16 protein-coding genes are annotated in these 16,415 nt (G+C 41.1%); 5 read left to right on the top strand and 11 right to left on the bottom strand.

Going from position 1 to position 16,415, the window contains the following annotated elements; all coding sequences use genetic code 11:
* The first annotated feature begins 211 nt into the window (after positions 1-211).
* Positions 212-547: a hypothetical protein gene (locus WDB87_RS10805; protein WP_337849870.1), complete on the top strand. Its 336-nt coding sequence runs from the start codon at positions 212-214 to the stop codon at positions 545-547.
* An 81-nt stretch (positions 548-628) separates the two neighbouring features.
* On the opposite strand, the gene WDB87_RS10800 is transcribed toward WDB87_RS10805, so the two are convergent.
* From WDB87_RS10800 to prmB, 8 genes are all read right to left on the bottom strand, one after another.
* Complete coding sequence (locus tag WDB87_RS10800; protein ID WP_337849869.1) at positions 629-2,185, bottom strand: AbgT family transporter; 1,557 nt, start codon at positions 2,183-2,185, stop codon at positions 629-631.
* 151 nt (positions 2,186-2,336) lie between these two features.
* Positions 2,337-2,612, bottom strand: a complete 276-nt coding sequence (locus WDB87_RS10795; RefSeq protein WP_004587288.1) for a YfcL family protein — start codon at positions 2,610-2,612, stop codon at positions 2,337-2,339.
* 4 nt (positions 2,613-2,616) lie between these two features.
* On the bottom strand, positions 2,617-3,747 hold the full coding sequence (locus tag WDB87_RS10790; RefSeq protein ID WP_337849868.1) for an ATP-NAD kinase family protein: 1,131 nt from the start codon (positions 3,745-3,747) through the stop codon (positions 2,617-2,619).
* Positions 3,737-4,291 carry an elongation factor P hydroxylase gene (locus WDB87_RS10785; RefSeq protein WP_286246534.1) on the bottom strand — a complete coding sequence of 185 codons (555 nt, stop codon included), beginning with the start codon at positions 4,289-4,291 and terminating at the stop codon, positions 3,737-3,739. Before WDB87_RS10785 ends, WDB87_RS10790 begins: the two co-directional genes overlap by 11 nt.
* Before the next feature lie 101 nt (positions 4,292-4,392).
* Positions 4,393-5,040, bottom strand: coding sequence for a glutathione S-transferase family protein (locus tag WDB87_RS10780; RefSeq protein ID WP_337849867.1), 648 nt, complete (start codon positions 5,038-5,040; stop codon positions 4,393-4,395).
* Between the two features lie 280 nt (positions 5,041-5,320).
* A complete protein-coding gene (locus tag WDB87_RS10775) occupies positions 5,321-5,698 on the bottom strand; it encodes a DUF4112 domain-containing protein (RefSeq protein WP_337849866.1) in 378 nt (125 codons plus the stop codon).
* A gap of 118 nt (positions 5,699-5,816) precedes the next feature.
* Complete coding sequence (aroC, locus tag WDB87_RS10770; RefSeq protein ID WP_286246531.1) at positions 5,817-6,914, bottom strand: chorismate synthase; 1,098 nt, start codon at positions 6,912-6,914, stop codon at positions 5,817-5,819.
* A gap of 58 nt (positions 6,915-6,972) precedes the next feature.
* Entirely contained in the window at positions 6,973-7,908 is a 936-nt protein-coding gene (gene prmB, locus WDB87_RS10765; protein WP_286246530.1) for a 50S ribosomal protein L3 N(5)-glutamine methyltransferase, read from the bottom strand.
* 151 nt (positions 7,909-8,059) lie between these two features.
* On the opposite strand from prmB, the gene smrB reads away from it, so the two are divergent.
* Positions 8,060-8,617, top strand: a complete 558-nt coding sequence (smrB, locus tag WDB87_RS10760) for an endonuclease SmrB (protein WP_286246529.1) — start codon at positions 8,060-8,062, stop codon at positions 8,615-8,617.
* A gap of 15 nt (positions 8,618-8,632) precedes the next feature.
* On the top strand, positions 8,633-9,565 hold the full coding sequence (locus WDB87_RS10755) for an AEC family transporter (RefSeq protein ID WP_337849865.1): 933 nt from the start codon (positions 8,633-8,635) through the stop codon (positions 9,563-9,565).
* Positions 9,566-9,571: 6 nt separating this feature from the next.
* Here WDB87_RS10755 and WDB87_RS10750 read toward each other — a convergent pair whose 3' ends face one another.
* Complete coding sequence (locus WDB87_RS10750; RefSeq protein WP_286246527.1) at positions 9,572-9,922, bottom strand: RidA family protein; 351 nt, start codon at positions 9,920-9,922, stop codon at positions 9,572-9,574.
* Between the two features lie 15 nt (positions 9,923-9,937).
* Complete coding sequence (gene sixA / locus WDB87_RS10745; RefSeq protein ID WP_004587298.1) at positions 9,938-10,408, bottom strand: phosphohistidine phosphatase SixA; 471 nt, start codon at positions 10,406-10,408, stop codon at positions 9,938-9,940.
* Between the two features lie 183 nt (positions 10,409-10,591).
* Here sixA and WDB87_RS10740 point away from each other — a divergent pair, with 183 nt between their 5' ends.
* Together WDB87_RS10740 and WDB87_RS10735 are read left to right on the top strand one after the other, a co-directional pair.
* On the top strand, positions 10,592-13,315 hold the full coding sequence (locus tag WDB87_RS10740; RefSeq protein ID WP_337849864.1) for an insulinase family protein: 2,724 nt from the start codon (positions 10,592-10,594) through the stop codon (positions 13,313-13,315).
* 55 nt (positions 13,316-13,370) lie between these two features.
* The gene (locus WDB87_RS10735; RefSeq protein WP_286246525.1) at positions 13,371-15,629 is read left to right on the top strand and encodes a sensor domain-containing protein; all 2,259 of its coding nucleotides are present in this window, start codon (positions 13,371-13,373) and stop codon (positions 15,627-15,629) included.
* A 124-nt stretch (positions 15,630-15,753) separates the two neighbouring features.
* Here the strand turns inward: WDB87_RS10735 and efpL are convergent, their stop codons facing one another.
* The gene (gene efpL, locus WDB87_RS10730; RefSeq protein WP_337849863.1) at positions 15,754-16,326 is read right to left on the bottom strand and encodes an elongation factor P-like protein EfpL; all 573 of its coding nucleotides are present in this window, start codon (positions 16,324-16,326) and stop codon (positions 15,754-15,756) included.
* Positions 16,327-16,415 lie beyond the last annotated feature (89 nt).

Below are 16,415 nucleotides of genomic sequence, written 5' to 3'. Positions count from 1 at the left end.
CTTCCCAATTCTGAATATTGCCACGCTTATACTAATGGATTTTACCGATCCACCATTTATTGAAAATAAAATTTATGAGGCTATTTTTTATATAGCGCTTCCTATTTTTTGCGGGGCATTATTTATCTACCTCCATGTACTTCTAATCAAAAAATATAGACGTTGCAGTAAATACAGGGAGCATCTTAAAGGTAGCTTTTCAGATACAAAAATGAAGTTATCATTAATCTTCACGTATTTAATACTCCCTTTTCTAATCTATGCAACTTTCTATTTTTTACTCTCTGCCCCCATTGAGTTATGGGCTTACTACACGCAAGGTGACTATTGGTATAAGGAATATATCCTCACTGATGTACAAGAGTGTGGCACTGAGTATGAAGATAGTTGTACTCGCTTATACTTTAAAGACCCTACTACTAACAAAACGCACGACTTTAGATGGTACGACGATAAGCCTACAATAATGAATAACAAAAACGATTACGTGTATATTGTTGGTGAGGCAAGTTTATTCGGCTATATAGTGAGAGAATTAGAAAGGTAATTAACACTGCTTTTTACATTGCTGAATTTTTATATTAAAAACCTCACTCAAGTGAGTGAGGTTCATAAATTAAGTTTTAAATTAAGGTAACGTTGGATAAACGTAACTCGCATCTAACCCTAACGGAATACCGAGTGCCCAATACCCTAGCAAGAAAATACTCCAGCCAATCATGAACGCGATTGAGTAGGGGATCATAAGTGCGATAAGCGTGCCTATACCGGTATCTTTTACGTACTTTTGGCAGTACACCACAACCAATGGGAAATACGGCATGAGTGGGGTAATTATATTTGAGCTAGAGTCTCCGATTCTATAAGCCGCTTGGGTTAAATCGGGTGATATACCTAGTTGCATTAACATGGGCACAAAAATGGGCCCCAGTAATGCCCATTTTGCTGAACTTGAGCCAACGAACAAGTTTACAAAGCCGGTCAAAAATATAATACCCACAACAGTTACAGCGCTTGGCAACTCCATTGCTTTTAAAAGCTGCGCTCCTTCAATGGCCATTAACGCCCCTAAGTTAGACTTAGAAAACGCCGCAATAAATAACGCACAAAAGAACGCCATTACAATGTAATAAGCCATGCCACTCATTGCGGTGCTCATCGCATCTATCATATCTTTTGAGGTTTTAAAGGTTCCAACGGTAAAACCATACACGGCACCGGGTATCCAAAATAATAAAAAGATTAAAGGCACAATAGATTGCATAAGGGGCGATCTAAAATTAGTCAGTGAGCCATCGGCACTGCGCATTGCTGAATCGGCAGGAGCGGATACAAATGCAAGTAAAGCAAGCCCTACAACCATTACGCTACTGGCTATAAAAAAGGCGCGTTTTTCATCACTTTTAGCTTCATCGAAGGCTGGTAAATTTTGGGTATCTTCATTAAGCGGTGTGTTTTTTAATCGTGGCTCAATTATTTTGTCAGTAATATACCAGCCTAATAAAACAATAAATAAACTCGAAGCAGAAGTGAATGCCCAGTTATTGAGGGGGTTAATCGACATATCGGGGTTAATAATTTGCGCTGCACTTTGGGTAAAGCTTTGTAGTAATGGGTCTATCCCTGATGGAATAAAGTTAGCGCCAAATCCACCGCTCACACCTGCAAACGCTGCTGCAATGCCCGCTAATGGGTGTCGCCCTGCGGCAAAGAAAATAACACCTGCTAGTGGGATCACCAATACGTAGCCTGCATCGGTTGCAGTATGGCTTACAATAGCCACTAAAATCACTGAAGGGGTTAACAGTTGCTTGGGAGTCACTTTAAGCATTAACTTAAGGCCCGTATTGATATAACCCGAGTGTTCAGCCACCCCCACACCTAACATGGCAACCAGTACCACGCCCAGCGGTGCAAAGCCCGTAAAGGTTTTTACCATGGAAGATAAAAACGAGGCGAGTGAGTCGCCCTCTAGCAGGTTATTCACAACAATGGCTTGACCTGTACGTGGGTCTAACGCATCAAAACTTACGCCAGATAATAACCACGAGCACAACCAAATAAGTAACATAGCGAATAAGAAAATAATCGCCGGATCGGGTAGTTTGTTACCAACCCGCTCCACAAAATTTAAAAAACGTGCGATTAACCCTGTAGGTACCGCTGCTTGATTATTATTGTTCATTTATAGCTCCCAAATAGGTTTTAGTAACAATATACCATTAATGAGTAACAGTAAATTAACTAATTAATCTATTATGGGCACAAATAAAGCATAAAAAAACGCGGCTTCATTATCGTTGCCGCGTTTTTTGTAATTGTGAACTAAGCATCCGTTAAGCGAGGGCTTTCACTTCTTCCCAAAGCCTAACAACCAAGGTTTTATCTTCTTCGTTTAGCTCGCCATTGCGGTATGCTTTTACTAAGCTTTGCTCCACGGTTTCGTTGAGTTCGTCAATAGAGATTGTTAGCTCTTCTACTTCTGCATAGCCTACTGCAAGGTCGTAATGTCCGCGCAAATAACCACCAGCGAACAGCTCATCATCTGTTGCTTTAATTACTAAATCATCAAAGTATTGCTGCGCAGCATCAATATAATTCACTAAACTCATTGTGTTACTTCTCCTGGTTTTCATAACCGACAGCATACATAATATGGTCGTTATAGCCGGTGGTTACTTTAATGTAACCTGTTAATTCATCATCTAAAGCGCTGTCGCCAGTGTCACAAATAAGCGGACGCCCGTTCAACGCGTGTAATTTGGTTTTAGTTGCCACTACGATAATATTGTCTTTACCAATAGCACGAATAAGCTCAGGGCTTAGCTGCTGATTCCCTCGACCAAAAATATGGCCTTGCCCGCCTATTAATGTAATAACTAATTTAGTCACATGCCCATGCGTACTATCAAGCAACTGCTTGGCAGTTAAATCTTGCGCAACTAAGATTTGATCTTTAATTAAATCTACGCCCAATAAAGTATTATCCAGCCCCATTTCTTGCATTATGGCTTCAACAGTTGAGCCACTACCCATAATGTAATAAGTGTCTTCATCCATTTCACTCACCACATGCGCTGCAATATCGGCAAGCACAAGTTCATCTGTTTCTTTGCCGCCATTTTTAACGGCTTGTACATAACGTACTTCGCTTGGTATTTGCATTTCGCCGTAGCGCTTAGCTTTTACGGTGCCTTGTCTAAACGCCTCTTCGTCAATATCCATGACATCGGCATCTGCAAGTGTCACTAGCTCGCCTTTTACTAGCATTTCGACTACGCGGCCAGCTGCTTTAGGGGTAATTGCATACACGCCAGAGTGAATTTTACAGCCAGCAGGTATACCCAGCACTGGTATAGTATCTTCTATGGCATGACAAATATTGCGCGCTGTACCATCGCCACCAGCAAACAGCACTAAATCGACGCCTAAATTTTTAAGTAATTTAGCGCTAGCCTCTGTATCATCGCTACTTGTAACTTCACTAGCGGTATAAATTACTTCAACATTAAAGCCTAATGCGCGTGCTGTTTTTTCGCCCATATCGCCATTTACAGTATAAATTGTTAACTGCTCTTTATAGGGTACAAGCACTTCTAGGGCTGCCTGTGTGCGGCTGTTAGCTTTGGCTTGCGCACCCAGCTCAATTGCCTTTGCAGCCGTGTTTTCGCCATCACTGCCTTTTAAAGCAACACTGCCACCAAGTCCTGCAACAGGGTTAATAATTAAGCCTAACTTAAACTGCATTTTGTAACTCCTGAGGGTGATGCCAATTAAATTGCTGAGCGGTTAACGGCCACGGTGTTTTATAAAAATCACTTAACGCTTTTAATAATGCTTGGGTACGTGCGTTAACTCCCTGCTCTAATAATATTAATACCTGCTGGTGTACTCGCGCTTGAAAGTCAAACCGACAAGTTTGCTCGCCGTTCAAATTATCTACCGACACATTAAAATCAAAGCCAGCAGCAGTGCTGAGCAGCCACTCTATTGCTTGTGGCTTTATTTCTACGCTTTCAAATTCAGCTTGTTGGTGTTTATCTCGCCCATCTGGGCAGTACCAGTATCCATAATCTTCAAGCTCTCTGCGTTTATTTCCAGCCACTAACCAATGCGCTATTTCATGTAGGGCACTGGCATAAAAGCCGTGAGCAAATACAATTTGATTAAACCCATGGGTATTATTGGCAGGTAGATAAACAGGCTCATCATCGCCTTTTACTAAGCGAGTGTTATGGCTTTGATAAAAAACACTATCGAAAATAGATATAAGATCGGCAATATGATGCATAAAAACTGATTAATTCGTCTCGGTTACAGCGCAAAATTAGCGCACTAAAAACGAGACGAATTGTACGGGCTTTTACCTTTAAAGTAAAAGTGATGAGTGAGTTATACCTCTACCCCCGCCTCATCACACTCAACTATATCTGTTTCAGTTAGTGCTTGCGTAATCCATGTTTGCAATACGGGGCAGCGCATTACAAAATCACAATATTGCTGCGCCTGTTCTGATAGCGCAATTTGATAGGTTTTTAAGCGCAGTACAATGGGAGCGTACATCGCATCGGCAATACTAAAGTCGCCAAAAAACCATGTATTGGGAAACACATCTTGTTGCTGTGCAAATATCTCGTCTATGCGAGCGATGTCTTTTAGTGCTTCGTTTGAGAGCGTTACTTTACGGGTTGCTCGTATGTTCATTGGCATTTCATTACGAAGTGCCATAAAGCCTGAATGCATTTCAGCGCTTAACGCGCGTGCTTTAGCTCTTTGGGTAATGTATTTTGGCCATGCTGCACCAGATAAATAAGCATCGTTAATATATTCGCAGATTGCGAGCGAGTCCCACACTTGCAGATCACCATCAATTAACGCCGGCACTTTTTGAACGTGAAAGTGTTGTTTTAGTTCGTCGTAAAAGTCACTGGTGTCGAGCACAAGCTGGGTTTCGTCAAACGGGACATCAAATTTACTCATTAAATACCATGCGCGTAATGACCAGCTAGAATAATTTTTATTACCGATAAATAATTGCATTTTGTGTATTCCAAAGTGAATAGGCTTCTCTACCTTACTAGGTGATTAAACAACCAACAACACTTTGTTTTTTTATTCTTAATGCTAAATTTAAAGCCTCTCAAAAAATATTATACCAATCCGCATAATTAAGTGATCTATTTTAATGATGGAAAAACGTGCTGATAGCAAAGAAAAAGTTCGCTATTTAATTGTTTTAAATGAGGGTTTTTAACGCAGATAGTGACACGTCTAGCCCCTAAAAATGATTAAGTATTATTGAGGAGTGGTATTATTACTCTCAATTAGCTAACTGCGCATTTAAATGTTTTTTTAATAAACGGGTATTGCGGGTGTTAGCTTTAAAAAATGCATCAAATATATCGCCAAAAAATGGAACTAAGCCACCTACAAAGTCAATCAGCATATTGATGATCATCTTCGTTTTTATACGTTTACTTACACCTAAACGCTGCGCCTCTACTAGTACATAGCTTGATAAAATGAGCCCTGCCGCATCACCTATAACGGGAATTAAACCAATCACCGCCTCTAGCCCTATGTTAAATTTAGTAAAAGGAATGCCAATACTGCTGTCTGTAAGCTTACTAAAGCGCTCTAGCCTTGCTATAGCAGCTTGGGTTTTAAGGTGTGTGTTATTGTGCTTATTATCGTTCATGATTACTATCCTCCTTAAAACAGTATAGAGCGCAAACTTGAACACCCCCTGAAAGGCTTAAAAGCGAATTATAAGCATAAAAAAACGCGGTAGTCCGCGTTTTTTAAAGTATTAATGGCTAAACAGAGCCTTTAATTGGCCCATGTTTGTGGTTAACATGTGGGTTTTGTCCGCGCTGGCGCAGTAAGTGATCCATTAAGGTAATGGCCATCATTGCCTCAGCAATTGGGATTGCACGAATACCAACGCACGGATCGTGACGACCTTTGGTGATCATCTCTACCGCTTCGTTTTCAGTATTAATGCTTTTACCTGGAATAGTAATACTTGATGTTGGTTTAAGCGCAATAGAGGCAATAATATCTTGCCCTGTAGAAATACCAGCAAGTACGCCACCCGCGTGGTTTGAAGTAAAGCCATCTGGAGTTAACTCATCACGATGCTCTGAGCCTTTTTGCTCTACTACATCAAAGCCATCGCCAATTTCTACACCTTTAACGGCGTTAATGCTCATTAGTGAATGCGCAATCTCAGCATCTAGCCTATCAAATACAGGCTCGCCTAATCCTACCGGTACGTTGCTAGCCACCACTTTTACTTTTGCGCCCACTGAGTCGCCTTGTTTTTTAAGGTCTCTCATGTACTCATCAAGTGCTTCTAGCTTAGTTGCATCAGGAAAAAAGAATAAGTTGTTTTCAACTTCATCCCAATCGTAACTTTCGGCTTTTATTGGCCCAAGTTGGCTTAGGCATGCTTTTACTTCTATACCATGAAACTGCTTTAAGTATTTTTTAGCAATTGCGCCTGCCGCTACACGAATTGCGGTTTCACGCGCAGAAGAGCGACCACCGCCGCGATAATCGCGCAGACCGTATTTGTGCCAGTAAGTGTAATCGCCATGACCTGGGCGAAACACATCTTTAATTTTACCGTAGTCTTTTGAGCGTTGATCGGTATTTTCGATAAGTAAACCAATGCTGGTGCCTGTGGTTTTGCCTTCAAAAACGCCTGAAAGAATTTTTATTTGATCGTCTTCTCGGCGCTGCGTTGTATAGCGGCTTTGCCCAGGTTTACGACGGTCTAAATCAATTTGTAAGTCAGCCTCTGTGATCTCAAGGCCTGCGGGAGTACCATCTACAACACCGCCTAGGGCAACGCCGTGGCTCTCACCAAAGGTGGACACTTTAAACAACTGCCCTATGCTATTACCTGCCATTAACTTTCCTCATTCCTAATGACTACAAAAGTTGCCGAGCATGCGCTCGGCCTAAAATTTATTTTGCAAAATACGTATCAAGCTGCGCTTTGCTTATTACAAAGACACCTAAGCCGCCTTGCTCAAACTCAACCCACTCAAATGGTGCGCCCGGATACAAAGCATCCATATGTACCATAGAGTTACCAACTTCTACAAATAACAAACCGTTATCAGTTAGATGATTGCTCGCATGCTCTAAAATAGTACGTGTAACGTCTAAGCCATCATGCCCAGACGCTAAACCAAGCTCAGGCTCATGATGAAATTCTCGTGGTAAATCAGCCATGTCCTCAGCATCAACATACGGTGGGTTGGCTACTATTAGGTCATACTTTTGCCCTGGCACTCCACTAAATACATCTGACTGAATAGGTAGTACGCGGTCACTTAGCATATAGTCGTTTATATTTATATCTGCTACTTCAAGCGCTTCATACGATATATCAACCGCATCAACTTGCGCAGTTTCAAATGCCTGAGCAAGTGCAATAGCAATACACGCAGAGCCTGTGCATAAATCTAAAATACGGTTAACGCTTTGCGGCTGCTCAAGCCACGGTGAAAACTTATTAGTAATAAGTTCTGCAAACGGCGAACGCGGAATAAGCACACGCTCATCAACATAAAATGGCATGCCGGCAAACCAAGCAATGCTTGTTAAATAAGGAACCGGCGTGCAGTCGTTTATACGTTCTGCGATTAACCCTGCTAAGCGGTTTTTTTCTGTACTTGTTAACCGCGCATGCATTAACTCTTTAGGGGCATCAATAGGTAAACTTAGTGCAGGAAGTAATAAGCTAACGGCTTCATCCCACGCGTTATCTGTGCCATGTCCAAAAAATATTCCACTACTTGCAAATTGGCTTGTAGTCCAGCGTAACCAGTCATGTAACGTTGACAGTTCTGCAACAGCTTCATCTAGTGTTGCTTCTTCTATTTGTAAATCACTCATATTTTTTACCTGTTTTAGCTAACTGACTGTTTTGAGTCTTTGCGACGATTGCATTGCCTAACTGTGCTGAGCAAATTACAATTGCCCCTCACTTTTATATTGTACCGCCTTTTGCGCTGCGTTTTTACGTTTTTTTGTTTAGGTAAAATTTATGAAAAAAGACATCTCATCACAATCGTCCCTAAGCAATGACGACATTGACCTTTTTCGCCAAACAATTACAGGCGCTAAGGTGTTCAAACAAGATACCCATAGGTTTGATACAAAACCTAAGGTGTCACAAGCGAAGCAATTTGCCCAGCAAAAAAAACAGGTTGAGTCTGAATTTTTCTTTTCTGACGAATATATCCCCGATATAGACACAAATAGCACCATTAACTATGTGCAAAATGGCCACGACTCTTTTTTAGCAAAACAGTTACGACGCGGCGACTTTGCGCCCGATTTAACTCTCGACCTGCACGGGCTAAATAAAGAACGTGCAAAAGATGAACTCGCGGGGCTTATTCACGAGTGCAAAAGACAGCATTATTACTGCGCGTGCATAGTGCACGGCATTGGCGAGCGTGTTTTAAAACACAAAGTACCGCAGTATTTGGTGCAACACCCCGATGTAATAGCCATGCATCAAGCACCGCTAGAATACGGCGGACGCGGTGCCGTGCTAATTTTAATTGATTTACCACAAAGTGATGAGTTTAGACGCTAATTAAAGGAAGAATACGTGCAAATTTTTTCGATTATTTTTCCCTTAATTTTTATTGTCGCACTGGGCTACACCTGTTGTTATTTTAAATTTTTTAATCAGCAGCATATTGCCGGCTTAAGTAAATTTACTTTTTATGTAAGTTTACCCGCTTTTTTAATGCTCAATATGTCGCAAATAAATTTGCATCAAAGTATTAGTATCGAAGCATTTTTAAGCTTTTATATTCCCGTATTAGTAGTATTTGCTTTGGGCATACTTATCGATAGGTACTATTTAACTAAACAAGAAAGTGCTGGAAATTATCAACAGCATAGTGTGTTTGGCCTTGCTGGTAGTTATTCAAATATGGTGTTAGTGGGTATACCTATTGTTATTGCTTCACTTGGCAAAGACATGATTGCTATCGCTTTTATGATCATCACATTTCATAGCACGTTGCTTTTTGCATTAACCTATTTAATAGGTGCAAAAGGAAATGCGGATGATTTTTCGTGGGCAAAATTTGCTAAAAACATGATTTTTAACCCTATTGTATTGAGTATTGGCTGTGGATTGCTTTTAAATGTGTCGGGAATTACATTATATACAAATTTAGCCAACGCCTTAGCGCTACTCGCCAGCCCTGCTATTGCATGTGCTTTATTTGTGTTAGGCGCTAATTTGGTATTTTATAAGGTGGCTGCAACTTGGCAGCCAGCGCTTATCGCTTCCTTGTTAAAAATACTGATTTTGCCTGCGGTTGTGTGTGTAGCAGCTAAGTGGGTGTTTGAGCTAGATACGCAAATTCGTAACGTACTGGTATTACTGAGCGCCTCGCCTGTTGGCGTTAATGCGTATTTAATTGCAAGCCAGTTAAATACGCATCAAGTTACATTAGCTGGTACAGTCGTGCTTTCAACGGTACTTAGTGTAGTAAGCTTTTCGTTTTGGCTGGCTGTGCTTTTATAAAGGCGCTTATTTAAGTGCGGCCACTACCGAAATTTCAACCAAAAGCGCATCGCGCGCCATTTTAGCTTCAACACAGGCGCGTGCCGGCGCATAACCTTCTGGCACCCATGCATCCCATACCGCATTCATATCGGCAAAATACTCCATGCTTTTAACATAAATAGTTGCGCTTAACATATGCTTTTTAGAACTCCCTGCCTGCTCAAGTAGTGTCTCTACTTTGTCGAGCATCGTTTGCGTTTGCTCTGTAATGTTTTGTTCTGCATCGCTGCATACTTGTCCGCATAAATAAACGGTTCCATTATGTTTAACTATACGGCTCATACGCGCACCCGTTTCAAGGCGTTCTATACTCATTTTTATCTCTTTTCTCTATATGTTGGCAGGCGCGTTAATATTTACATATTCACTGCGCTGCGAGGTTTCATCATACTGAATGACAGCAACCGCTGCGGTATTAAAAATAGGCATATTACCTGGGCTGAGCTGATCTACTATATAACTCACTATGGGCATATGAGCGACCACCAACCACGTATTGCACTGAGGATGCATGGCAATAAGTGTTTCTAAATAATCAGCTGCTATTTGTGGCTTCCCCTCGGGGATTATGTCGCTACAGGTTTCACTAAATTTAAATACATTGTTTTTTTCAACTTCTTTAGCTGTTTGCTGTGCGCGCGAGTAAGGACTTACCAATAACGCATCTACAGAAAAGTGTTTGTGTAGCCATAAGCCCATTTTTTCTGCTTCTGCATGGCCTTTCGGTGTTAGGTTTCTTGCTGCGTCATTAGCTTGCATCGGTGTCGCTTCGCCGTGGCGCATAATTAAGATTGTTTTCATAAAAAATCAACCGATTAATGAATATAAAACAGTAGCCAGTTTGCCCATTTGTCCGCTATATTAACTATTATTCCAAAGAATAATTCTCTCATGATATTCAGGTAAATCTTTTCGCTATTTTTTCGCTGTCCTGAAGCTATCATCTGTTGTTAACAAGTAAACGTCTCGTTTCAGGAGCATCATTTGAATATCAGCCGCAATGATAACAGAGCATACCGCGCCATTACACTCGACAATGGGCTAAAAGTATTATTAGTGCAAGATAAAGATTCAACTAAAGCCGCTGCTTCGATGGCGGTTAACGCTGGCCATTTTGATGACCCCCTTGACAGGCAAGGCCTTGCACACTTTTTAGAGCATATGCTTTTTTTAGGGACCGACCAATACCCTGATTCTGGAAGCTTTAATAATTTTGTATCTCAATCGGGCGGCAATACCAACGCGTGGACAGGTACTGAGCACACGTGTTATTACTTTGATATTAATAATCAAGCCATTGAAAAAGCCCTTGCGCAATTTAGCCGCTTTTTTATTACCCCTTTATTAAACCCAGCGGAGACCGAAAAAGAGCGCAATGCCATAGAGGCTGAGTTTAAATTAAAAATAAAAGATGATGGGCGTCGTATTTATCAGGCTCATAAAGAAACCGTTAACCCAGCTCACCCTTTTGCTAAATTTTCGGTGGGTAATTTACATACCCTCGCCGATAGAGAGCGCTGCATAAGTGACGAGTTAAGAGATTTTTTTAATAAGTACTATCAAGCACAGTGGATGACCCTCGTAATTTGTGCCAACGAACCGCTTGATACGCTCGCCCAGTGGACGCATCGTTATTTTAGCGACATTAATGGCCATAAAGGCGCACTTAAAGCCCCTATTGAGGAGCCATTGTATCGCGCGCAAGATATTGGCAAAGTACTGCACATTGAACCGCACAAGCACATGCAAAAACTTATTATTAGTTTTGCTATGCCAAATATCGATGACTTTTATCGCCACAAAACCGTCAGCTTTATAGCCCACCTACTCGGCTACGAAGGCGCAGGCTCGTTGTACTCTATTTTAAAAGAGCAAGGGTGGATTAACGCACTTTCTGCCGGCGGCGGGATAAATGGCAGCAACTTTAAAGATTTCAACATTAGCATGGCGCTTACCGATGAAGGCATTGAATACTTTGAAGACATAATAGAAATTGTGTTTGAGTATATTTGTCTAATCAACGATAACACCGACAAACTACCGCGCCTGTATCAAGATAAAAAAAACCTGTTACAAATTGCGTTTGATAACCAAGAAAAATCGCGCTTAATTGATTGGGTAAGTAACCTAAGCATTAATATGCAGCACTACGACGAAGCTAACTATGTGCAAGGCGATTACTTAATGGAAGGCTTTAATAAAGCCACTCATGAAATGGCGATGCAATGGCTTACCCCACATAATATGCGCTTGGTACTTATTCATCCAGGTGTAGAGGCAGAGCACAGCACTGCGTGGTACAACACCCCCTACAAAGTTGAGGCAATTTCGCCGCATTGGCTGGAGTCGCTTGCGCATATAAATAAACCGCTGAGTACTATGCTGCTTCCTACAGCAAACCCCTATTTAACAAAAGAAGTGGTGTTATACGAAGTCGAAAAACCACAAACCAAGCCCTTACTGTTAGTTAAAGAGCCTGGGTTTGACTTTTGGTTTAAACAAGACAACACCTTTAGGGTGGCCAAAGGGCACTTTTATTTAGCAATGGACTCGCACTTTGCGGTAAAAGATGTAAAGCACATGGCGTTAACTCGCCTTTTTAGTGACTTATTTATGGACAGTGTTGGCGAGCAGTTTTACCCCGCAGAATTGGCAGGTTTGAGTTATCATTTAACCTCACACCAAGGCGGGCTTACGTTGCACACAGCGGGGCTATCGACTAGTCAGCTAGAGTTGGTGGAGCAATTACTTGATGCATTGTTTAATGTTGATATTTGTGCACGCCGCTTTGCCGAGTACAAAAAGCAACTGGTAAGGCACTGGCGCAACAGCAACCAAAATAAACCCGTGAGTGAATTGTTTAGCGTATTGGGTGCCAAAATAATGCCATGGAATCCACAACCCAACGAATTAGCCACTGCACTTAAAAACACCTGTTTTCAGCAGTTTAACGAATTTAGAGCCGATTTTTTTAAAGCCTTACATGTTGAGTCGTTTTTACACGGTAATTGGCAACAAACAGACGCAAAAGTGTTTCATAAAAAAGTGGCTGAGCATTTAAAAAATGCCACGGCTATTGAGGATTTAACACGCCCATTGCACGAGATAGACCAAGTGACTCGCTGCGAACTTGAACTGCCATGCAGTGATAACGCCATGGTAATTTACTACCAAGCACAAAGTGCAGAAGTGGATGAAAAAGTTAAATTAATGGCCCTTAATCATATAATCAACCAAGACTATTTTAACGAACTAAGAACCACACAACAGCTAGGTTACTTGGTTGGCACGGGCTATGCGCCATTTAATACCCGAGCCGGCATTGCTTTTTATATTCAATCGCCAAAATTTGAAGCTCACACCCTGCTGCACAGGCATAATCATTTTGTAAGCCAGTTTATTGTTAACCTAGACGCCCTAGACGAAACAACATGGCAGCAGCATAAACAAGGTTTGGCAACTCACATAGCTGAAAAAGATAAAAACTTACGGTTACGTTCACAGCGTTTTTGGCTGGCGATAGGTAACAAAGATCATGACTTTCATATGCAAAAGCGCCTCCTAGAGGCACTGCGCGCCCTCAGCCTTAAAGAAATGAAAAGCTACGCCATAGCTACTTTTTCAAAAGATAGGCCAAGGTATGAGTTATTAAGTAGCGCAAAAGTAAATAAATCGCAAAAATTGCCGCTTTGCTCGCAATCTCTTTGACTCTGTAAGTGGCATGATTTAAATTATCATTTGTTAATTAGTAGTAATAAAATAAATGATAAAAATAACAACAATAAAATGTGGTTTGTACTGGTTGTTGCTAAGCCTAGCACCCGCAGCAGTTGCCTTTGAACACGCCTTTAATATAAATACCAACACCGTTTTAATTTTTGCCAGTGCCCTACTTGCGCTGGCTTTGCCATACCTATTATTCGTAATTTATAAATTAAAGCGCTCTCGACTACAGCACAGCCTCTCAGAAAAGCGCTTAAAAAGCACGGTTGAAGGCAGTGGCGATACGCTTTGGGATTGGAATATAAAAACAGGCGAAGTTATTCGCATTAACGATAAATACATGATGGATTCAACAACGTTAATGGGGTTTCCGCCAAATAAAAGCTTAATTCACCCACACGATATTGCTTCAGTAGAGCATTTGCTAAAAAAACACTTCGCTCAAAAGTCAGCTTTTTTTGAAGCCACTTACCGCATTAAAGACACCTTTGGCCACTGGCATTGGGTGTTAGACCGCGGAAAAATAATAGAAAAAGATGCAAACTTAGCACCACTGAGAATGACCGGCACAGTACGCGATATCTCAGTGTTAAAGTCAACAGAAGAGCGCCTCAATTTATTTGCTAAGTGCGTAGAATCACTCACTGATGCACTTGCTATATACGATAAAAACTTCAACTTAGTTGATATAAATCCCAGCTTTTTAATCCTTTTTGGTGGCGTTAGAGAGCAATATCTCAAAAAGCCTTTTAACTTACCTGGTTACGATAAAAGCTATATTGAAAACATTAAAAATATAGTGCGAGAGCGCGAGCGAATTCAACAAGAGGTAAAACTGCGCAATAGTGAGCGAGTATTACTGCCAATAGAAATTTCGATTGATGAAATAAAAAACGATCAGCACCAAATAACAAACTATGTAGTTGTTTATTCAGATTTAACCGAACGTAAAAATGCACAATCGCAACTGCATAATTTATCAAATAGAGACCGTACTACCAGCTTACCTAACAGAAATTTATTTTTTACCGACCTACAAAAGCTGGTAAAACAAAATACCCACCATGCCCTTTTGGTATTTGATTTAGATAACTTTAAAAAGATTAATGATTCATTAGGCCACCAGCTAGGCGACAGCCTATTAGCAAAATTGGCTATGCGATTAAATAAATTAACCCGTGAGAATGATGTTTTTTACCGCTTAGGCGGTGATGAATTTGCCTTAGTTATGGCAGATACTAATGATATTCATGTTATTACTCGCATGGCAAAGCAATTTTTAGCTGCAATTGCGACCCCATTTAAAATGGCAGGCCACGAGCTTGCGATTACCTCAAGCGTAGGCATAGTGTTATTCCCTGAAGATGGCAGTACGCCAGAGCTGTTATTAAAAAACGCTGATACTGCAATGTATCATGCTAAAAAGAAAGGTAATAGTTACCTGTTTTTTAACGACACTATGAACCGCCAAGCGGTTAAACGCTTACAAATAGAAAACTTAATGCGCTTTGGTCTAAAAGAAAACCACTTTGAAGTGTATTATCAGCCTAAAATGAATATTCGTACCGGTAAACTTACCGGAATGGAAGCATTAGTGCGCTTTATAACCCCTAAAAAGGGCGTTATTAGCCCCGGTGTATTTATTCCTATTGCAGAGGAAACCGGGCAAATAATAGAAATTGGTGAAGTGGTTTTAAACAAAGCGTGTCGCGATGTAAAACAATGGCTAGACGATGGTCTATTTAGCGGCCGCGTAGCCGTTAACTTGTCGGCTAAGCAATTTAGCTTGCCAGATTTAACGACCCGTATTGACGTGATATTGCAAAAAAACGAGCTACCTTCTTACTTTTTAGAGCTGGAAATTACCGAAGGCACGGTAATGGACGACCCACAAGAAGCCATTGCAATTATGCGCTCGCTAAGTGCCCGTGGTATTCATTTAGCCATGGACGATTTTGGTACAGGTTATTCATCTTTAGCGTACTTAAAACAATTTCCGCTGAATACCTTAAAAGTAGACAAAGCATTTATTGATGACATGAAAACCGAACGTGGCCGCAACATGGTTGACTCTATCGTAACGATTGCGCAAAACCTCGATTTACATGTGGTTGCTGAGGGTGTGGAGCAAGCAAGCCAAATTGACATACTTAAAACGCTAAATTGTGAAACTGTGCAAGGCTACTTCTATTCAAAACCACTTTCTAAAGATGAATTTACTGCGTTTTTGAAACAGCAACAAAGCAACTCTACACCAAGCCTTATTAGCGCTAACAAGCACTTTGCAAAAATAAGCTAGTCTAAATTACATAATGTCGCTGTAATTACCCCCTTAGACTTTATGGGAGCTAGGCATGCACTATGCTGTTGGAGGTTGCGTATTATAAGGCTGGTATAACGCCAACCTTATAATCCCTTAAAGTTTACTTCTCGGCGCGGCCCATAAATTTGTGCTCAACTGTATTAATACGGATACGGTCACCCGTAGAAATATGCTCAGGTACAGAAATAGTTAAACCCGTTGTTAAACGTGCAGGCTTAGAGCGTGCACTTGCAGAAGCGCCTTTGATTGATGGGTCTGTTTCTTCAACAACCAGCTCTACGCTTGATGGCAAATCTAAACCTACAGGTGCTCCATCAATCACAATAACGTGTACGCCTTGCGTTTCTTCGTTAACGAATTGAATTTCTTCTGCAATCGCCTCTTTGTTTAAGTTGTAAGGCGTGTAGTCTTCATTATCCATAAACACGTATTCATCGCCATCAATGTACGAAAGCATTGCTTCACGGCGGGTTAAATCAGCTAGGGTTAGCATGTCGCTGTCTTTGAATGTTTCGTCTACCTTTGCGCCTGTTACTACATCGTATAAACGCATACGGTACAAACTGCCGCCTGCACGACCTTGTGGTACTGAACGTACAATATCTTTAACTACCAACACACGGTTATTAAACTCAATCGCGGTTCCTTTTTTAACGTCACTCGCCTTTGGCATGGGGTTTTCCTATTATTTTTTTGATTGCCAGAAACATACCACGAACTGGGTATTGTTCAACTAAAAATACGCTACTTTTGCGCCTACAC

This window comes from Pseudoalteromonas sp. C12FD-1 (assembly GCF_037414265.1).
Classification (GTDB): domain Bacteria; phylum Pseudomonadota; class Gammaproteobacteria; order Enterobacterales; family Alteromonadaceae; genus Pseudoalteromonas.
The sequence above is the reverse complement of the archived record's forward strand: the minus strand, read 5'-3'. Positions and strand labels throughout refer to the sequence as shown.